At 35.8% G+C, this 18843-nt stretch carries 20 protein-coding genes and 2 riboswitches; of the genes, 6 read left to right on the forward strand and 14 right to left on the reverse strand.

Annotation, left to right across the window (positions count from 1 at the left end; translation table 11 throughout):
• Positions 1-203: 203 nt before the first annotated feature.
• The 7 genes from comGG to comGA are packed head-to-tail and all read right to left on the reverse strand — an operon-like array spanning position 204 to position 4135.
• Positions 204-575 (reverse strand): competence type IV pilus minor pilin ComGG, encoded by a 372-nt coding sequence (comGG, locus tag VK90_RS16975; protein WP_002173445.1) that lies wholly within the window; start codon positions 573-575, stop codon positions 204-206.
• Positions 572-1033 (reverse strand): competence type IV pilus minor pilin ComGF, encoded by a 462-nt coding sequence (gene comGF / locus VK90_RS16980; protein WP_048374178.1) that lies wholly within the window; start codon positions 1031-1033, stop codon positions 572-574. The genes comGG and comGF overlap by 4 nt, the downstream gene beginning before the upstream one ends.
• Positions 1017-1313, reverse strand: a complete 297-nt coding sequence (locus VK90_RS16985) for a hypothetical protein (RefSeq protein ID WP_048374179.1) — start codon at positions 1311-1313, stop codon at positions 1017-1019. Before VK90_RS16985 ends, comGF begins: the two co-directional genes overlap by 17 nt.
• A complete protein-coding gene (gene comGD, locus VK90_RS16990) occupies positions 1306-1761 on the reverse strand; it encodes a competence type IV pilus minor pilin ComGD (protein ID WP_048374180.1) in 456 nt (151 codons plus the stop codon). The genes VK90_RS16985 and comGD overlap by 8 nt, the downstream gene beginning before the upstream one ends.
• A complete protein-coding gene (gene comGC, locus VK90_RS16995; RefSeq protein WP_048374181.1) occupies positions 1758-2057 on the reverse strand; it encodes a competence type IV pilus major pilin ComGC in 300 nt (99 codons plus the stop codon). Before comGC ends, comGD begins: the two co-directional genes overlap by 4 nt.
• Positions 2058-2067: 10 nt before the next feature.
• The gene (gene comGB, locus VK90_RS17000; RefSeq protein ID WP_048374182.1) at positions 2068-3105 is read right to left on the reverse strand and encodes a competence type IV pilus assembly protein ComGB; all 1038 of its coding nucleotides are present in this window, start codon (positions 3103-3105) and stop codon (positions 2068-2070) included.
• Positions 3092-4135: a competence type IV pilus ATPase ComGA gene (comGA, locus tag VK90_RS17005; RefSeq protein WP_048374183.1), complete on the reverse strand. Its 1044-nt coding sequence runs from the start codon at positions 4133-4135 to the stop codon at positions 3092-3094. Before comGA ends, comGB begins: the two co-directional genes overlap by 14 nt.
• 205 nt (positions 4136-4340) lie before the next feature.
• Between comGA and VK90_RS17010 the strand changes: the two genes are divergently transcribed.
• The 3 genes from VK90_RS17010 to VK90_RS17020 all read left to right on the forward strand — a co-directional run bounded on the left by VK90_RS17010 (position 4341) and on the right by VK90_RS17020 (position 6912).
• The gene (locus tag VK90_RS17010) at positions 4341-5036 is read left to right on the forward strand and encodes a helix-turn-helix transcriptional regulator (RefSeq protein ID WP_048374184.1); all 696 of its coding nucleotides are present in this window, start codon (positions 4341-4343) and stop codon (positions 5034-5036) included.
• Between the two features lie 130 nt (positions 5037-5166).
• Positions 5167-5409 (forward strand): DUF2626 domain-containing protein, encoded by a 243-nt coding sequence (locus VK90_RS17015; RefSeq protein ID WP_002173453.1) that lies wholly within the window; start codon positions 5167-5169, stop codon positions 5407-5409.
• Between the two features lie 108 nt (positions 5410-5517).
• The gene (locus tag VK90_RS17020; RefSeq protein WP_048374185.1) at positions 5518-6912 is read left to right on the forward strand and encodes an L-cystine transporter; all 1395 of its coding nucleotides are present in this window, start codon (positions 5518-5520) and stop codon (positions 6910-6912) included.
• Between the two features lie 306 nt (positions 6913-7218).
• On the opposite strand, the gene VK90_RS17025 is transcribed toward VK90_RS17020, so the two are convergent.
• Complete coding sequence (locus tag VK90_RS17025) at positions 7219-7434, reverse strand: DUF3912 family protein (RefSeq protein WP_002173455.1); 216 nt, start codon at positions 7432-7434, stop codon at positions 7219-7221.
• 252 nt (positions 7435-7686) lie between these two features.
• On the opposite strand from VK90_RS17025, the gene VK90_RS17030 reads away from it, so the two are divergent.
• Complete coding sequence (locus tag VK90_RS17030; RefSeq protein WP_048374186.1) at positions 7687-7998, forward strand: hypothetical protein; 312 nt, start codon at positions 7687-7689, stop codon at positions 7996-7998.
• 33 nt (positions 7999-8031) lie between these two features.
• On the opposite strand, the gene VK90_RS17035 is transcribed toward VK90_RS17030, so the two are convergent.
• The 6 genes from VK90_RS17035 to VK90_RS17060 all read right to left on the reverse strand — a co-directional run bounded on the left by VK90_RS17035 (position 8032) and on the right by VK90_RS17060 (position 15727).
• Positions 8032-8520, reverse strand: coding sequence for a hypothetical protein (locus VK90_RS17035; RefSeq protein ID WP_048374187.1), 489 nt, complete (start codon positions 8518-8520; stop codon positions 8032-8034).
• Positions 8521-8599: 79 nt separating this feature from the next.
• Entirely contained in the window at positions 8600-8974 is a 375-nt protein-coding gene (locus VK90_RS17040) for a nucleoside 2-deoxyribosyltransferase (RefSeq protein WP_048374188.1), read from the reverse strand.
• Between the two features lie 80 nt (positions 8975-9054).
• A complete protein-coding gene (locus VK90_RS17045) occupies positions 9055-9315 on the reverse strand; it encodes a DUF3966 domain-containing protein (RefSeq protein ID WP_025147442.1) in 261 nt (86 codons plus the stop codon).
• Positions 9316-9410: 95 nt separating this feature from the next.
• Positions 9411-10469: an undecaprenyldiphospho-muramoylpentapeptide beta-N-acetylglucosaminyltransferase gene (locus VK90_RS17050; RefSeq protein WP_048374189.1), complete on the reverse strand. Its 1059-nt coding sequence runs from the start codon at positions 10467-10469 to the stop codon at positions 9411-9413.
• An 18-nt stretch (positions 10470-10487) separates the two neighbouring features.
• Entirely contained in the window at positions 10488-13886 is a 3399-nt protein-coding gene (gene metH, locus VK90_RS17055; RefSeq protein ID WP_048374190.1) for a methionine synthase, read from the reverse strand.
• Positions 13886-15727, reverse strand: a complete 1842-nt coding sequence (locus VK90_RS17060; protein ID WP_048374191.1) for a bifunctional homocysteine S-methyltransferase/methylenetetrahydrofolate reductase — start codon at positions 15725-15727, stop codon at positions 13886-13888. Before VK90_RS17060 ends, metH begins: the two co-directional genes overlap by 1 nt.
• A gap of 70 nt (positions 15728-15797) precedes the next feature.
• A riboswitch (SAM riboswitch) is annotated at positions 15798-15907 on the reverse strand.
• 204 nt (positions 15908-16111) lie between these two features.
• Positions 16112-16225: riboswitch (SAM riboswitch) on the forward strand.
• A gap of 94 nt (positions 16226-16319) precedes the next feature.
• Here VK90_RS17060 and metI point away from each other — a divergent pair.
• Complete coding sequence (gene metI, locus VK90_RS17065) at positions 16320-17432, forward strand: cystathionine gamma-synthase/O-acetylhomoserine thiolyase (RefSeq protein WP_048374192.1); 1113 nt, start codon at positions 16320-16322, stop codon at positions 17430-17432.
• The gene (gene metC, locus VK90_RS17070; protein ID WP_002173464.1) at positions 17429-18592 is read left to right on the forward strand and encodes a cystathionine beta-lyase; all 1164 of its coding nucleotides are present in this window, start codon (positions 17429-17431) and stop codon (positions 18590-18592) included. Before metI ends, metC begins: the two co-directional genes overlap by 4 nt.
• The last annotated feature ends 251 nt before the right edge of the window (positions 18593-18843 follow it).

Here is an 18843-nt window from a genome sequence, read left to right on the forward strand (position 1 = left end):
CTCCCTTAAAAAAATGATCGGATAGCATGAATATATCATACTCTTCCCACCCTTCTCTTTTTTGAGAAAATTTAAACTTTAACCTTCTATATTTATCCATTCCCATAAAAAAACTCGACTCATTTTTGAATCGAGATACATGGTTTTTCTATATATATTTTATATAAATATTGACATCCAGTTCTCTCAATTACATTTACATATCAGCCTTCTACCCAATCAAATATTTTATTATCCTTTTTCCTATAGCGAAAGCTCACTACATAAAAAACTTTCTGTTTCGTAACACACTGCAACGAAATGATAATAACATCATTTTCAAAGACATATTTTCCACTCACTTTTCCTTTTTCATACTGAAATAAAAATGTATCATTCTTTTCTTTTTGCTGTAAGTCTTTTTTTATATCTGCAATAGCTCGATCAACAAGTTCCTCCATAAAAATTTTTTGTTCTATTTCAATATAAAATTTTTTATCCGAAAGTAACATATTTGTTTCATACATCAAAAAAGAAGTTAATAAAACCAGCAAAATAATTGTTCCTGGCAATGCAAATCCATCTTGTTTTCTCATGTTTCTATTCCAATTTCACTATAGCGCATAACAACACCTTCATATATTTCACCTCTTATATCTTTCACGTATATAAATAGCAAATGAGGTGTTAATTTGTACGAAACTGCTTCAACCTTTTGTAATATAAATTCTCCTCCACGCATATTTACTTTTCTTATAAGATTACTATTCACTTTTTCATACGTCACCTCATCACCATTACGGTGTTGGAAACGCAAAATACTTTCATTATTTTCAATTACTATATTTCTCCCCATTGATACTTCACGATACTCCATTTGCACTTGCTCTAAAAATACATCCCACTCCCAATCACTTAATCCTTTTGACTGTATATTTTCGATCCCTATAATATGAAGCCGTGGTAAAAGTAAAAAGAACATTAATAAAAGAAACAAACACGCAATCATTTCTATTAATGTGAACCCCGCTTCTAATTTATTTTTTCTCTGCATAAAGGCATTGCTCCATTGTTCTCCCTTTCACATCATGCCACATCGTACAAACTTCATCTCCTCTCCAATATGTGTAATATACAACTCCTTTTATAACTTGCTCTTTTATTCGCTTTTCCTCATTCTCATACACGAATAAGGTTGCTTCTTTTTTTAATAATACAAATGCTTTATAGCGCATTTGTATATTTTTTCTTTCTTGCATAATCAATATCGTTTGCGGGAGCAATAACGATACCGCCATCATTAATAAACTTAGCGCTACTAGCATCTCAGCCATTACTGACCCTTTTTGACACTTCACGATACGTAAATCTCCCTCTTCCGAGCTGAAATACAATCTCATATTTGTAATTTCGATACGAAAGTAAAATCGTACCACCCCTATTAATATTTCCCCTCAAATTATACGTCATCGGGTTTGGAAAAGTATGCAAATCAATTTGTATATTTTTATCATATTCTCTCTTAGCAATTAAAGATTCCGTCTCCGATTCCCAAATATAATACATATATTTCTCTTTATACCATCGTAACGTGTACTGTTTTTGATGCTTAATCGCTAACTGCTGCATATACAAAACATCATTTGAAAACTGTTTCAAAAACTGCTCAACTCTTTGTTTTTCATATAATGAAGTAACATTAAAATGCGCAACAACACTCAGTACAGAAATAGTAAATAAAACGAGTAACATTTCTAAAAACGTAAAACCTTTTTGCTTCACGATTTCCCGACAGATACTACACCATCATCGGAAATATAAATTAATTCACCTTTCGGGCATGTTTTAGAAGTAATATACTTTCCTTCTTCAAGCGCATCTATTGATGGAATCTTATTATACTGTAACTGATATACTTGTATTTGTGCTTCTACAGATTTTACATATGCGTCGCACCCTTTTCCTTGCACTGAGGAACGCTGTGTAACTACATTTGGAATGATCAATAGTAATAATACAGATATAACAACCATTACTAATAGCATTTCTAAAAGAGTAAAACCTTTCTCATTCTCCATACAAATCCCCCTAAATTGAATTCATCATTTGAAACATTGGCATAATCATTGCCAAATACATAAGAATGACTATAACCCCGATACATGTAAATAAAATCGGCTGAATTACAACTAAAATGTTTTTAATTTTCCGTTCTACCTTTTCAATAATCAGTTCACTATAATCACCAAGCTCATTTGCTAGATTACCGTTTACTTGTCCATGCGTAATAATATAAGAAAGTTCTTTTTCGTAATAACCACTTTTAGCAATAATAGTTTGTAACTGTTCTCCCGCAATTAATTGTCTTTCAATCCTGGTTGCTTCATACTGAAAGAACGGATGATGCTTTTGTTCCATCATTACTATTAAAGCTTCTAGCACTGACAATCCACCTTGTAATAATCCACTTAATTGAGCAGAAAAATAATGCGAATGATTTAAAATAAGAAATGTTTTCATGAGAGGAATATGGATTAAAATCTTTACTTTTTGAATAGGAGAAAGTTTTCGAAAGTAAAACATATATAAACTAAATCCAATTATTAAAGTAAGAACAATGATAAAAATGAAGTAAGGTAATGATTTGATTATAAATAAAATTTGCTCCGTAAGAGGTGATGCTGTAGAACGTAAAGAACTATAGAGAGTTTCAAACTGTGGCAATAAAACGAGGTTGAAAACAGAAAGAATAAGCATTAAAAAAACCGCTAAAAAAATAGGATATTGAAGTACTTTCATCATATCTTTCTTATATTTATCCTTCTTATAAAGAAGCACACTCCCTTGTTGCAATGCAAAAGAAATATTACCGTGTCGCTCAGCATAAAACAAATAACTTAGCATATCCGGATGAAACATTAATTGATGAAAAGAATCATGCAAGCTTTGTCCGTTTTTCAACCCCTCTATCATGCGCTGTACCTGATCTTTCTTTCCTGAAGGTAATTGAAACTGCAAAAATTCTAACGCCTGTAAAAGTGAATAACCTTTTTCTAATAAATCGCCTAGCCTTTTCAACAGTAACACTTGATCGCTTAAACTCCATTTTCTCTTAAACATAAACATCTTCTTCTAAAAACCCTAAAGCATATCCTTTTCGCACTGCCGATTCCAATGTTTCATAGTTATACATAACATGCTCTCCACTTGCTTCTTTAATCGCTTGTTTCAATTCATATCCATATAACAACTCATAAATGCTCGCCTGCCTTACTTGCCTCATTGATTTGCATAAAGTTGAACATTTCCCTTTGCAAAACGGACATTTTAGTTCAACGAGTCGCTGCGCTGCTACGGCTAATAATGATTGTTCAATTTCTTGTCGTGTAATACCGTAATCCATAAATCGTAGTATCGCTCCTTTCGCATCATTTGTATGCAACGTCGTCATTACTAAATGTCCAGTCAAACTTGCTCTTACAGCTACTTTTGCTGTTTCTTCATCACGAATTTCACCGACTAAAATAATATCCGGATCGTGACGTAAAATAGCCCTTAGTCCCGTCTCATATGTGATACCTGCTTTTTCATTAATTTGAATTTGTAATAAGCCGTCCTTCCTTTTTTCAACCGGATCTTCAAGTGTAACGATGCGACGTGTTTGTCTTTTTCTAACTGCCTCTAATAATGCATACATTGTCGTTGTCTTTCCAGAGCCCGTCGGTCCAGTAAACACGAGTAACCCATGAGAATGATGTAAAAAAGAGAGTAATTTTTTCGCTGAGCTTGGAAATAATGAAAGATGAGACAGTGGCTGAACAGATGCCTGTAAATGTAGGCGAATAACGAGACTTTCTTGGTATACTGTTGGAAGTGTTGAAAGGCGTAAATATACTTCCTGTCCATCGATTTGTAAATACAATGAACCACTTTGTGGCTTTCTCCTCTCTCCTATATCCATCGATGCTAAAAATTTAAAATGCGAAACAAGCTTTTCTCCAAAGTCCTTTTCAATATACTGTTTCGTAATTAAATCTTTTCCTATACGTAATTGAATCGCCACATCCTTTTGCCTTGGTACAATATGTAGGTCCGATGCTTGTACCCCGCAAGCTTCTTTCATAATCATATTCGCAAAAAGCTCGACACCATTCATCAAACTTCCCTCCTCACCATGTATATATCATGAAAAACTGGAAAAGAAAAATTAGTACTTTTGTCTTTTCACTAGAATAAAAAGGAAAAATATGTTTGTGAAATTATGAACAATTTCCGAATTATTGTCTGAAATTACCTATATGTAAGTTTATCTGTATTATAATGTTAATATCTTGGATAAAGTGATAAAGGTGGAGATCCTCATGGAACAAACTTTAAAAATTACAGGTGTATTATCTGACCCAACTCGTTATTACATTTATAAATACATTTCGCAAAAACATAATTACGTAACTGTACAAGAAATTGCAGATGAGTTTAACATTCATCCAAACGTAGCACGCTTGCATTTATCTAAATTAGAAGATGTTAATATGCTAAAGTCAGAAACAAAGAAAACTGGAAAGGGCGGGCGACCGAGCAGACTATACGTCTTGTCTCAAGATGTCATCCAGTTACAATTCCCATTTCGCGATTATCAATTATTAGCGAAAGTAGCTTTTAATTCACTACTTAGCCTTGGGGCAGCTGGTGAAAAAGCACTTTATGAAACAGGAAAACAATTTGGTAAAGAATTAATGGAACAACATATGCATCAGTTAAATGTAAGTGAAGAAGCATTAACAATAGAACAAAAAATTCAAATCGCAAAAGAAGCATTCTCAACAGCTGGCTTATCTCCTGCTTTTGAATTAAGTACAGATGGAACTAAAATTTTCTATGATGTACACAATTGCCCATTTAAAGAAGTCGCTGTTCATCATCCGACTGAAATTTGTAATATGCACGGAGATATGATGAGAGGAATTTTTGAAATCCTATTCCCGAATGCGGAATTAACAAGAAATGATAGTCTACTTGAAGGATGTAAATCTTGTAACTATAAAATTCAAATTTAATTTCCTATCTGAGAAGAAGTCAATTATAGTTGGCTTCTTTTCTTTTATATGAACGAATATTTACAATAGTATGAAAAATAAACTATAATGAAGAGAGGTTTTACTTTTTCTAGAAAAGGAGGGAGATGGCATGGAGCGCATGTTTCGCGTTCTCGGCTTTTGGACTGGAATTTTCTCGGTTATGTTTTACTTAGGGGATATGCATTCGACCGCACTACTATTTTTAGGACAAACAGGTTTCTTCGTACTTTTAAGCTATTTAAAATTAACAGAGCGTATGTATATATACGTATTCGGGGCGTATTTAACAGTGTTCTTCATTGGATTTACATGGTACACAACGTTTTTACTTGTCCCTGGAGTTGGACATTAAAAGATGGCAAATTTGCCATCTTTTTTTAATTCCCGTAATTCCCTAGTTGACTTATAGGTTTTATTGACTTATATTCTATATAACACATTGGAATTAGGGGGAATTAACATGAATACACTGCTTGTCGGTATTAACATCGCAGTCATGCTCATTTTAGTTGGTGTATTGTATTATATGCAACGTAAGCATGTATCTTTTAATAAACGTGTATTTACTGCTTTAGGAGTCGGAATTATCTTTGGTCTTATATTACAATTCATTTATGAGCCTACTTCTAAAGTAATTATTGAATCTAATAACTGGTTCGGTTTAATCGGTAACGGCTATGTGAAATTACTACAAATGATCGTTATGCCACTTATTTTAGTATCTATTATTTCAGCATTTACAAAATTACAATTAACTAAAAACCTTGGTAAAATCAGTGGTCTTATTATCGGAATTTTAATTCTTACTACAGGAATTGCTGCAGCTGTCGGTATAGCTGCAAGTGCAGGATTTGATGTATCAGCAACAGGTTTACAACAAGGTGCTGCAGAATCTGCTCGCCTGAAGCTAGTTGAAGAAAGATTTACTTCAATTGAAAAAACAACAATTCCAGACAAATTATTAGAACTGTTACCTACAAATCCATTTCTTGATTTAACAGGTGCTCGTCCTACATCAACAATTTCTGTCGTAATTTTTGCAGCCTTTATCGGAATTGCCTTTATCGGTGTAAAGAGAAAGTATCCAGAACAAGCTGAGTTATTTAAAAAGATGCTTGATGCTGCATATGCGATCGTAATGCGAATGGTAACGTTAATTTTACGACTTACTCCATACGGCGTATTAGCACTTATGGCGAAAACAGTTGCTGGTAGCGATATAAATGCTATTTTAAAACTTGGTAATTTCGTTTTGGCGTCTTATGTAGCACTTATCGTAATGTTTATCATTCACTTATTATTAATTGCTCTATCTGGTTTAAATCCAATTCAATATGTAAAAAAGGTATTCCCTGTATTAACTTTCGCATTCACTTCTCGCTCTAGCGCAGGTGCAATGCCATTAAATATTGAAGCACAAAAAGAAAAACTTGGTATTTCAGAAGGAATCGCAAACTTCGCTGCATCCTTCGGGGTATCTATCGGTCAAAATGGTTGCGCAGGTATTTATCCAGCGATGCTTGCAATGATGGTCGCTCCAACTGTCGGAATTGATCCGTTACAACCACAATTCATTTTAACTTTAATCGCTGTCGTTGCAATTAGCTCATTCGGTGTTGCCGGTGTTGGTGGCGGTGCAACATTCGCAGCATTAATCGTACTATCTACAATGAACTTACCAATCGGTATTGTCGCTCTTGTTATCTCAGTTGAGCCATTAATCGATATGGGGCGTACAGCTCTTAACGTGAGTGGCTCTATGACAGCAGGTCTTATTTCTAGTAAATGGCTTGGTGAATTAGATCAAGATACGTACAATCAAGACGATGTAAAAACTGGGGAAATTGCTTCATAATAAAAAAGGAAGCTAACATGGTAAATTGTTAGCTTCCTTTTTTATTTCTTCCCATCTTCCTCTTTATCCCGCATTAACGGGCAGTAAGGCTCCCACCTCAAAATTCGGAGAATGCGAGGAAGTTAGGTGGGAGCCTTACTGCCCGTAAACGCCCGATTGGTTCAACTAATAATCAGTGGGGGATGAACAAAACCCCCACTGATTAAAGTTTCACTTTATCTTTCAAACATAAGGCATAACATATCGTCTCAAATACTATAAATAAAGCTCTACCAATATCTTTTATTTTCTCACAGCCCGTCCCTTTTACAAATAACCATTTTGCTCGCACCATTCATGAAATTGCCGCACATCTACTCCAACTAAAACAATATCCTTTAGCTCTACATCAATACTTTGATCATCAATTACAATTACAAAATATGTCTCTAATTGTTTTTCCTTTTTCTTTACAATTCCAATTCGGTTCCGATGCGGCCCATCTTTTATATATGCTTTTTGCCCTACAATATCAAAGTTCAAGATTCTCACCTCTTTTACTGCGCTCAAATTGGAAATACGAACACAACTTCGGAAAATTTCCTTTCATTGCACTATTTCTCTATATATATGACGAAACAATAAAAGAGTCCTTCCTTCTTTACAATTATTTTTTCTTTGTTTCATTTTTATGATTGAAACGTAAAATTTATAATAAAATACACTTGGAAGCGCTTTCTATGTATTTTTTTATGTTATAATATATAAGTAGAACTTCGTAAAGAGGGTTAAAAAATGAATACAAACATGATAAAAAAAGTAATTGAAGCATTAAAAGTATATGGCTTTCAGGATGTATCATTCTGTGACAAAACGAAGCAATTTTTATTTCATAACGAAACTGATATTATGAGCGGCTATGCAGAAATAACATATAGTAGTCAATTTGAAAAATTCAACGTACAAATTCATCCAATTGAAACGCATCATCAAGCAGAGTTACAAGAGGTTGAAAGACATATACAAGCTTGTATAAGAAAAGTGGAATATTTAAACGCACTTCTTACTGGGCAGACAAAACTAGATGATAAAATTATTATTATGTAAAAAAAGAACGTGATATCCTCACGTTCTTTTTCATTATACGTTCATTTTTCCCTTTAGCTGTAATCCAGTAATGGATTGTAATACATCCATTGCTTCTCCAAACGTCATATCAAAAATTGTCTTATCCTCTATGTATGGAAATTGTCTGAAACGCTTTTCTAACATTTTCACAGCATCCGACGTAAAGTTTGCACTATCAATGCCAAATTCAGTTTCAAGAAGAACGATCCAATCTAACACATGAAAACCTAATCCATTGACGAATGAAATAAGTTTTTCTTCTGGTTTTGAAGATAAGAATACGTGTCGTTCCATCTCACTGAAAAGTTCTTCTCCTAAAATTTCCGCTAACTCATCATCATGTTCGCGTTCAATAATCTCTTCGTAGCCGTAATCGTCAACAAGCTCTTCTACTTCTTCGCTATCCTCACTAAGCAATTGACTAAGAAGTGCATCTTTCTTGAATTCACTTTTTTGTACAACTTCTAAAAAACTCGTTTCCCATCCATTTTCTAATTTCATATTTATAACTCCTTTATATACTTTACTTATCATCACTGTACCCAAAAGATTACCTTTATAATCTTTTAGGTAGTTACTATTATTTCACTTTATTTATAACATGAGATGCAAACAATTCTGCATCTCCTTCAAAAACACTTACCTCTGGCAAATGGTAAAACGTTGTTTGCAACGGGTTTCCTTCATGATAAATATATACCTTTTTCTCTAGCGCAATCGCCATTCCAAACTCTGTATGACTTCCATTTCCGCCATCTAATATAAGTAAAAAGACATCGGCTTCTTTTATAGCATTCTTCTCTGCCTGACCAATTTCTCTTAATTGTTCTTGATTAACTGCTCTTTCATTTTGGGTCCAATCATATGTATGGTGCCATCCTGAATTTTTCAGTTCATTCGCTATAGAGCGTACAAGATGTTTATTTTGAAATCCTGAGGCGATATAAAAATTCATTTATATACACTCCTTAATTATGTATGGGGAAACTCCTTCTTTAGCGTTAATGGGATTTTTTTCAAAATAAATCCCCATCTTTAGAACTTATTTGTGTTTAAATGATGGGGTGCCTCATGGTCTTCTTTTATTTTTTGTTTTTTATAACTTTCATCAGCTAACATTTCTAGTTCAGCTGTTATTTCTGATTTCTCAAGCTCTCGTTCTTGTGAAAATTTCCGTGAAATATAAACAATAACACTACCAACGTACAACACAAAGCATATAATAAGTGCAGTATTTTCATAGAGACTTAGCTCCAACACAGTCACTCCTAATCCATTCGTATTTTCACGCTTAATCAATTGGAATTTCCCTATTAACCATCTGTTATTGTAACATAAATATATCAATTCTTCGAACCTTTCATTCTATTGAAAAAGGCATGATTTAAAAATCATGCCTCCGAGATATGCTTAATAATGGTCTTTATCGCTTCTTTTCCATTATATTTTTTTAACGCTTCTTTATACGTTTCATTATTATGATATAACTCTTCTACATGCTTTATAAGCGAGTCCACCGTTACATCCTCTTCATATAATACCGATGCATACCCTTGTCTTTCAAAGGATTCTGCATTTAAAATTTGATCTCCGCGACTTGAAGATTTCGATAACGGAATTAAAAGCATCGGCTTTTGCAATGTTAAAAATTCAAAAATCGCATTGGATCCTGCACGTGAAATAACAAAATCTGTTGCTGCTAATATGTCTGGTAACTCTCCATGTACATATTCAAATTGTCTATATCCTTCTTTATTTTGTAATGATTCATCAAGATTTCCTTTTCCGCAAAGATGAACAATTTGATAATTTTTCAGAAGATCTGGAAGTGCCAATCGAACAGTTTCATTAATCTTCTTTGCTCCTAAACTTCCTCCCATAACAGTAATAACTGATTTCTTACGGGAAAACCCTAGAGACTCTAAACCTTTTTCACGATTTCCTCTTAGTACTTCTTCACGCACGGGCGATCCTGTATATATTACTTTCTCTTTCGGTAAGTGCTTCGCAGCTTCTTCAAATGTAACAAATATTTTTGAGGCAAAACGGAGCGCAATTTTATTTGCTAGTCCAGGTGTCATATCAGACTCATGTAACAAAACCGGCACCCTATTTAACCATCCGCCAATTACGACTGGTACAGATACGAAACCACCTTTTGAAAAAATAACATCCGGTTTTAGTTTGCGAATCCTTATATACGCATCCATAACACCCTTCATCACAAGGAAAGGATCTTTTATGTTTTTCAAATCAAAATAACGACGTAGCTTCCCACTTGCAATACTATAGTACGGAATTCCTTCCTTTTCTATAATCGTTTTTTCAATTCCTTGATGAGAACCGATGTAAGAAATGCCCCAGTTTTTTTCCTGTAAATGTGGAATAATTGCTAAATTAGGTGTTACATGTCCTGCCGAACCGCCACCTGTAAAGACTATTTTTTTCATACGTCTCCCCCTTCTACACTATAGTACACTAAAATACCTTGCCTCAGGGTGAGAAAATACCATGGCCGTTACAGACGCTTCCGGCTCCATCATAAATCCTTCTGTTAATGAAATACCTATTTCCTCTGGGTGAATTAAGCGAAATAATTTTTCTTGGTCAGCAAGTTCTGGGCATGCTGGATAACCAAATGAAACACGAATACCTCTATATTTTGTACGGAATCGTTCCTCCATCGTCAGTTCTGGTGAATCTGGAATTCCCCAGCGATCTCGAATTAACATATGTGTTTTCTCTGCGAGCCCCTCTGCTAATTCGAGTGCTAACGATTGAATCGCATGACTGCGTAGATAATCTCCCTTCGCCTTCCATTCCTCTGCAACATCGCGGACACCTTCTCCAACAGTGACAGATAAGAAAGCAACATAATCCATCTCATCTCCAATCGGGCGTAAGTAATCACCTAAAGTACGGTATGGAGCTTTTCCTTGTCTCGGAAATTCGAATCGCTCAATAATACGTGTATGATCTTCTGGATCGTATATAACGATATTTTGTCCATCACTTTGCGCCGGGAAAAATTGATATACCGCTTTCGGACGTAACCAAGATTGTCCTTCTTGTAATAATTCATCAATTAAGTCATTTAGCTCATGCGCTCTTTTATCTCCTTCTTGCAGGAGTTTTTTTACGTTTCCTTTTAATCCAAGGTGGTGCCCGAGTAACATTTGTCTATTTAAAAATGGGGAAAGATGTGAAACCGGAATATCGCGTAATACAATTCGTTTTGTTGAATCGGGCACTATAACCGTCGCTTTTGGTAAAGGTTCAATAACTGCCGGAATTTCTACTTTCTTCTCCTCTTGTTTCACAATATGAAGATGGCGTTCCTTTTTATCTTGCTTCATCTTCTCACGCTCTTCTTCTTTTTGTAACCGATTAATAATATCAAGGCCAGTCATCGCATCACTCGCATAACATACGAGCCCTTTATATGATGGAGAAATACGATTATCTGTAAACTTTCTCGTTAGCGCTGCACCGCCGACAACAATTGGAATATCAATATTCGCTGCTGTTAAATCTTCGGCAGTCGTTACCATTTGTTGAGCTGATTTTACTAATAAACCGGAAAGACCAATGATATCAGGTTTCTTTTCTTGTACTTCTTGAACAATTCTATCCGAACGAACATTAATTCCTAAATTAATAATTTCATATCCATTATTTGATAAAATAATTTCAACAAGGTTTTTCCCAATATCATGTACGTCCCCTTTAACGGTCGCTAATAATACTTTCCCTTTTTTCGCACTATCGCTAGATTCCATATGTGGCTCTAAATAGCTTACGGCAGCTTTCATACTTTCAGCACTTTGCAATACTTCAGCAACTATAAGCTCATTATTATTAAATAATCGCCCCACCTCATCCATTCCTGTCATAAGTGGACCATTAATAATATCCAGCGGTTTTCGTCCTTCTGTAAGCGCGAGACTTAAATCTTCTTGTAGTCCTTGCTTCGTACCTTCTACAATATAGTTTGCTAATCGTTCATCAAGCGTTAGCGTTTCTTGTACAACGACATCTTTCGTTTTGGCAACACGATAAAAGTTTGTAAACTCTTCTAACGTCTCTTTCGTCGTTTCAAATAATAATGCATCTGCAAGACGTTTTTCTTCCTCCGGAATTGACGCATAGCGCTCTAATTTTTCCGTATTGACAATCGCATAATCTAATCCTGCTTTCGTTGCATGATATAGAAAGACCGAATTTAACACTTCTCGGCCGGCCGGCGGTAGACCAAATGATATGTTACTCACCCCTAAAATAGTCAAACATTCTGGTAACGCTTCTTTAATAAGACGAATCCCTTCTATAGTCGCTGCCGCTGAACCTATATATTCTTCATCACCTGTTCCTACAGGAAACACAAGCGCATCAAAAATAATATCAGATGGGCGTATACCGTACTTCTTCGTTAGTAACTCATAGCTTCTTTTAGCAATTTCTATCTTTCTTTCTGCACTAACCGCCATACCATCTTCATCAATTGTCCCTACAACTATAGCAGCACCGTATTTCCGAAGAAGAGGTGTCACTTTTTCAAAACGTTCTTCTCCATCTTCTAAATTAATAGAGTTAATAACGCCTTTTCCTTGAATATAAGTAAGAGCTTTCGCCATAACATTTTCATCTGTCGAATCAATCATAATCGGGACTTTTAGCACTTTCGTAACTTCTGCCAAAAATCTTTCCATATCTTCTATTTCGTCACGATCAGGGTCCGCCATACAAATATCAATAATATGAGCATTTTTCTTCACTTGCGCTCTTGCCACTTCAGCAGCCTCTTCAAATTTCCCTTCTGCTACTAATCTTTTAAACTTACGCGATCCAATTACGTTCGTCCTTTCTCCAACAAATAGGGGCCTCATAGAATCATCGTATTGCAGTGCTTCTAGCCCACTAACTCCATGTCCAACTCGTTCATGATGCTCACGAGGATTAATCGAGGCAAGCGTCGATTTCATTGCACTTATATGTGCGGGTGTTGTGCCACAACAACCACCAATAATATTAATCCAGCCTTCCTCAGCAAAACGTTTTACTTTTTCAGCAAGTGAAGCTGGCGATTCATGATAATGCCCATCTTCATCTGGAAGACCGGCATTTGGATAACAAGAAATATAACACTCCGATAAATCAGATAGCGAACGAATATGTTCCCTCATAAATTCCGGACCAGTCGCACAGTTTAATCCAACAGATAACGGCTTCATATGCTCTATTGATAAATAAAAAGCTTCGATTGTTTGCCCTGCTAAAGTCGTTCCCATCGGCTCAATTGTTCCCGAAATCATAATAGGTACTATTTTGTTTAGTTCTTCAAACGCCGATTGAATTCCAATATATGCAGCCTTTACATTACGCATATCTTGACTCGTCTCAACGAGCAATACATCAACTTCTCCTCTTAATAATCCTCTCGCTTGCCTTGTATATGCTTCGATTAACTCTTCAAAAGTCACACCGCCTGTAACACTAATCGCTTTCGTCGTTGGTCCCATCGCTCCCGCAACATATACTTCTTTTCCGCTTTCTTTAACCGCTTGCTTCGCCAAAAGCGCTGCCCTTTCGTTTAACTCTTCATCTAAATGAGACAATGCATAATCACTTAGTACAATATTAGTTGCACCAAACGTATTTGTTTCAATAATATCTGCACCAGCTTCAATATAAGCTTTATGAATCTTTAAAATAACATCGGGTCTTGTTTTTACTAAATATTCATTACAACCTTCGTATTCTTCTCCTCCAAAATCTTCCGCTGTTAAGTCTTCTTGTTGGATCATCGTTCCCATTGCACCATCTAATATTAAAATTTCATGTTGTAATCTCTCTTCTATTCGTTTCATCAATTAATACCTTCTTTCACTTCTTTCACTTCTTGCTTTTCTCTCACATATTTCACGAGATGTTCTGTAATTTCATATTTTAAAAACGGCGTAATAAGATAAATACCGTTAAAATATTTCATCGCTGCATCAATTAATTGTTGTGAAATACGAATTCCTTCTTCGATAGCTGCCTCTTTCGTTTCATGTCCATCCATTCTTTGCCTTATCTCTTCTGGAAGAGTAATACCCGGCACTTCAAAATGAAGAAAATCGGCATTCCTCTTACTTACTAACGGCATAATTCCAATAAAGATAGGTTGTTCCAAATGCTTTGTCGCTTCATATACTTCTTTAATTAAAGCTACATCATAAATCGGCTGAGTTAAGAAGTACTCTGCTCCAGCATCTATTTTTCTTTCCATTCGTTTTACCGCTGCTTTTAAATGTCTTACATGAGGATTGAATGCACCTCCGACAGAAAATCTTGTTGCCGGGCCGATTGATTTCCCTAAAATAGAACGACCGTCGTTCATCTCTTTAATCATTTTAATTAGCTCGATAGATGACAAATCATATACAGAAGTTGCACCTGGGAAATCACCAACACGCGCTGGATCACCAGTTAAAGCTAACACTTCCTCCATACCTAATGCTGATAATCCAAGCAAATGAGACTGCAATCCAATGACGTTATGATCTCTACACGTTAAATGCGTCAATACTGGAATATCATGCTTCGTTAATAATGCACCCATAGCCATATTAGAAACGCGAGGAGATGCTAATGAATTATCTGCTAGAGTAATAGCATCCGCTCCAGCCCTTTTCAGTGCTCTTGCCCCTTCAAAGAATCGCTGCGTATCTAACGTTTTCGGTGGATCTAATTCCACTACAACTGTCGTTTGTTTCTTTGCCTTCTCCGCGAGAGTAACATGAGCTCTCGAACGCTTCTCGTGTGTATGGACCACTTTAGGCCTTGGAATCGTCTCCTTTGCTATTACGGGGGCAATATTTGCAATAGCACGTTTCATTCCTGCAATATGTTTCGGGGTGGTACCACAACAACCGCCTAATAAACGAATACCTTGTTCAATAAATTTTGGTGTCATCTCTTCAAAATATGCTGGACTTCCCTCATACACGTAACGCCCCTCCACATAATTTGGGAGACCTGCATTCGGATATGCTGATAAATAGCCATTTTGAGGGATCGATATCATTTTGAAAGCTTCCGTCATATGAAGTGGTCCTAGTTGACAGTTCAATCCAACGACATTTGCACCGTAATCTAAAAGCTGTTTTAATATTTCATTTACATCATTCCCATTTTGAGTCGTACCTGCCTCATGTAACGCTAACTGAGCTACAATCGGAATATTCGTTTGTTTACGCAATACTTTAACGGCATGCAATAATTCAAATTCATCATAAAAAGTTTCTAATAGTAATCCATCAACCTGTTCTTCTAGTAAAGCACCTGCCTGCTCAAGTAGCATAAATTCTCGCTCTATATCAGTCGTTGTAACAGCTCCAATATGTTTCATACCGCCAATTGTCCCTAAAATTGCATTCCGCTCTGTTACTGATGCTTTCGCAAGCTTCACCGCCGCTTTATTAATTTGGACAACTTGATTTTCCAAGCCATACATACGTAATTTCGCTTCATTTGCCCCATACGTATTCGTTTGAATAATATCCGCTCCAGCAGCTACATATTGTTTATGGATTGATATAATTAAGTCCGGATCAGACAAATTCAATTCTTCAAAACTACTTTGTAAACCATGCGAATGTAATAACGTTCCAACCGCACCGTCACCTATTACAATTCCTTTTGATAATAAATCTAGTAAATTCACGTATCTCCCTCATTTCTATCAATATAAAAACCCCCTCTTCACTTTGAAGAGGGGGACATAATTGTTCCTCCTCTTATTATGCAAAACATTTGTTTTGCAGGTATTAGCACCGTTTCAAACTTTTCGTTTGAAGGTTGCCGGGTTTCACAGGGCCTTTCCCTCCACCGCTCTCAATAAGAGTTTGTCTTTATTATTTTATTTATGTAGCTAAAAGGAAATGCGCTCCCCTTTTAACAATGTTTGTTAATTTTTTAATAAATTTAGCATGCACAAAAATAAAAGTCAATGACACTTGCGTAAAAATAAAAATTATTTAAAATAAAGTTGCAATTCAATAATCTTTTGTTGTAAAGTAAAAAACATAATAAAAATTTCATATGAACATTCTTATCTAGAGAGGTAGAGGGACTGGCCCTATGACGCCTCAGCAACCATTAACGTTCATTCGTTAATAAGGTGCTAATTCCAGCAAATTGTGAAAGATTTGACAGATGAGAAGAAGACTCTATTCAAACCGAAAGCCTTCTTCTTAGAAGGCTTTTTTTATTTTACATTCACATAGTCGTTCACTTTACAAAGGGGGAATTTTCACATGTCAACAATCGAAACAAAACTAGCACAAATCGGGAATCGTAGCGAAACTACAACAGGAACTGTTAATCCACCAGTTTATTTCTCAACTGCTTATCGGCATGAAGGGATTGGTAGATCCACAGGATTTGACTATTCAAGGACTGGAAATCCAACTCGAGGTCTTTTAGAACAAGCAATCGCAGACCTAGAAAATGGCGATCAAGGTTATGCCTGTAGCTCAGGAATGGCAGCTGTTCTCCTTGTCCTTTCGTTATTCCGTTCTGGAGACGAACTTATTGTATCTGAAGATTTATATGGGGGAACGTATCGATTATTTTCTGAGCATGAAAAAAAGTGGAATGTTCGATGTAGATACGTAAATACACAATCTATTAAACAAATTGAGCAAGCTATCACAACTGAAACAAAAGCTATTTTTATAGAAACCCCGACTAATCCACTAATGCAAGTTACTGATATCGCAGCTGTCGCAAGTGTAGCAAAAAGGCATGGACTACTTCTTATTGTAGACAATACATTCTACACGCCTTATATACAGCAACCATTAACAGAAGGTGCCGATATCGTACTTCATAGTGCAACGAAATATTTAGGTGGGCATAACGATGTACTAAGCGGACTTGTCATTGCAAAAGGCAAGGAACTTTGTGAAGAAATCGCTCATTATCATAATGCCTCTGGTGCTGTCCTAAGTCCATTTGACTCATGGCTATTAATTCGTGGTATGAAAACTTTAGCGCTTCGCATGAGACAACATGAAGAAAATGCTCATGCAATTGTTGCATTTTTAAATGATGAAGATGGTGTGACGGATGTATTTTATCCAGGAAGAGGCGGTATGATTTCGTTTCGTCTTCAAGATGAAACTTGGATTAATCCTTTCTTACAATCTTTATCCTTAATTACATTTGCTGAAAGTCTTGGCGGTGTGGAAAGTTTAATGACTTATCCAGCTACACAAACGCATGCTGATATTCCTGAAGAAATCAGAACGGCAAACGGTGTATGCAATCGTCTTCTTCGATTCTCCGTTGGCATTGAAAATAGTAACGATTTAATTCAAGACTTAAAACAAGCCATTAAACTTGTAAAAGAAGGTGTAAGAATATGAGTTATTCCGTAGATACGCTTTTACTGCATAATCAATATAAGCATGACTCACAAACAGGAGCTGTTAACGTTCCCATCTATAACACATCAACATTTCACCAGTTTGATGTAGATACTTTCGGAAAGTATGACTATAGTCGATCTGGTAATCCAACACGTGAAGCTCTTGAAGATATCATTGCTTTATTAGAAGGTGGAACAAAAGGATTCGCCTTTGCATCAGGCATTGCAGCAATTTCTACTGCATTTCTCCTTCTTTCGCAAGGTGACCATGTTCTTATTTCAGAAGATGTATATGGCGGCACTTATCGAATTGTTACTGAAGTTCTCTCCCGTTATGGTGTTTCACACACATTTGTTGATATGACCAATTTAGAAGAAGTGAGACAAAATATTAAATCGAATACAAAACTCTTTTACATCGAAACACCTTCTAATCCGCTATTAAAAGTAACGAATATTCGTGCCGTTTGTGAATTAGCGAAATCAATCAATGCTCTTACATTTGTAGATAATACATTTTTGACACCACTATTTCAAAAGCCGCTTGATCTTGGGGCCGATGTCGTACTTCATAGTGCAACAAAATTTATTGCTGGTCATAGCGATGTCACCGCCGGATTAGCTGTCGTAAAAGATGAAGAGCTCGCTCAAAAGCTCGGCTTTCTACAAAATGCTTTTGGTGCTATTTTAGGACCTCAAGATTGTTCTCTCGTGCTTCGCGGTCTGAAAACATTGCATGTACGTCTCGAACATTCAGCTACCAATGCCAATAAAATTGCACATTTTTTACAAGAGCACTCTAAAGTTCAAAATGTCTATTATCCTGGATTACAATCACATCTTGGCTATAGTATTCAACAATCTCAAGCAACATCGGCTGGGGCTGTTTTATCTTTCACCTTACAATCCGAAGATGCACTGCGCCAATTTTTATCGAAAGTTAAATTACCCGTTTTTGCGGTTAGTCTAGGAGCTGTTGAATCTATTCTTTCATATCCAGCAAAAATGTCACATGCAGCTTTATCACAGGAAGCACGTGATGAAAGAGGGATTTCCAACTCATTACTTCGTTTATCGGTTGGTCTTGAAAATGTTAACGATTTAATATCTGATTTCGAGAATGCTCTTTCTTATGTAGAAGAACCTATAAATGCATAAAAAGAAACGAAGCTGTGTACGAATAATAAAATTCTTCAACAAATAAAGTGAAACTTTAATCAGTGGGGGTTTTGTTCATCCCCCACTGATTATTAGCCCTCACCAATTGGGCTTTTACGGGCAGCCCGACTCCCACAAATAGCGGGATAAAATAGTTATTTAAAAAGATGATATGAAATTTGGTTCTCATATCATCTTTTTATCTTGTCTAATATATCCAATTCTTTTTTGATTTCTTCGTATCTTTCTAT

The sequence above is a fragment of the Bacillus sp. LK2 genome (genome assembly GCF_001043575.1).
GTDB lineage: Bacteria > Bacillota > Bacilli > Bacillales > Bacillaceae_G > Bacillus_A > Bacillus_A paramycoides.

Excerpts from the sequence above, each read along its gene's own strand:
- comGG (WP_002173445.1), bottom strand. The coding sequence starts at position 575 with ATGAGAAAACAAGATGGATTTGCATTGCCAGGAACAATTATTTTGCTG.
- comGF (WP_048374178.1), bottom strand. The coding sequence starts at position 1,033 with ATGCAGAGAAAAAATAAATTAGAAGCGGGGTTCACATTAATAGAAATG.
- VK90_RS16985 (WP_048374179.1), bottom strand. The coding sequence starts at position 1,313 with ATGGCTGAGATGCTAGTAGCGCTAAGTTTATTAATGATGGCGGTATCG.
- comGC (WP_048374181.1), bottom strand. The coding sequence starts at position 2,057 with ATGGAGAATGAGAAAGGTTTTACTCTTTTAGAAATGCTATTAGTAATG.
- comGB (WP_048374182.1), bottom strand. The coding sequence starts at position 3,105 with ATGTTTATGTTTAAGAGAAAATGGAGTTTAAGCGATCAAGTGTTACTG.
- comGA (WP_048374183.1), bottom strand. The coding sequence starts at position 4,135 with ATGAATGGTGTCGAGCTTTTTGCGAATATGATTATGAAAGAAGCTTGC.
- VK90_RS17010 (WP_048374184.1), top strand. The coding sequence starts at position 4,341 with ATGGAACAAACTTTAAAAATTACAGGTGTATTATCTGACCCAACTCGT.
- VK90_RS17015 (WP_002173453.1), top strand. The coding sequence starts at position 5,167 with ATGGAGCGCATGTTTCGCGTTCTCGGCTTTTGGACTGGAATTTTCTCG.
- VK90_RS17020 (WP_048374185.1), top strand. The coding sequence starts at position 5,518 with ATGAATACACTGCTTGTCGGTATTAACATCGCAGTCATGCTCATTTTA.
- VK90_RS17030 (WP_048374186.1), top strand. The coding sequence starts at position 7,687 with ATGAATACAAACATGATAAAAAAAGTAATTGAAGCATTAAAAGTATAT.
- VK90_RS17035 (WP_048374187.1), bottom strand. The coding sequence starts at position 8,520 with ATGAAATTAGAAAATGGATGGGAAACGAGTTTTTTAGAAGTTGTACAA.
- VK90_RS17040 (WP_048374188.1), bottom strand. The coding sequence starts at position 8,974 with ATGAATTTTTATATCGCCTCAGGATTTCAAAATAAACATCTTGTACGC.
- VK90_RS17050 (WP_048374189.1), bottom strand. The coding sequence starts at position 10,469 with ATGAAAAAAATAGTCTTTACAGGTGGCGGTTCGGCAGGACATGTAACA.
- metH (WP_048374190.1), bottom strand. The coding sequence starts at position 13,886 with ATGAAACGAATAGAAGAGAGATTACAACATGAAATTTTAATATTAGAT.
- metI (WP_048374192.1), top strand. The coding sequence starts at position 16,320 with ATGTCAACAATCGAAACAAAACTAGCACAAATCGGGAATCGTAGCGAA.
- metC (WP_002173464.1), top strand. The coding sequence starts at position 17,429 with ATGAGTTATTCCGTAGATACGCTTTTACTGCATAATCAATATAAGCAT.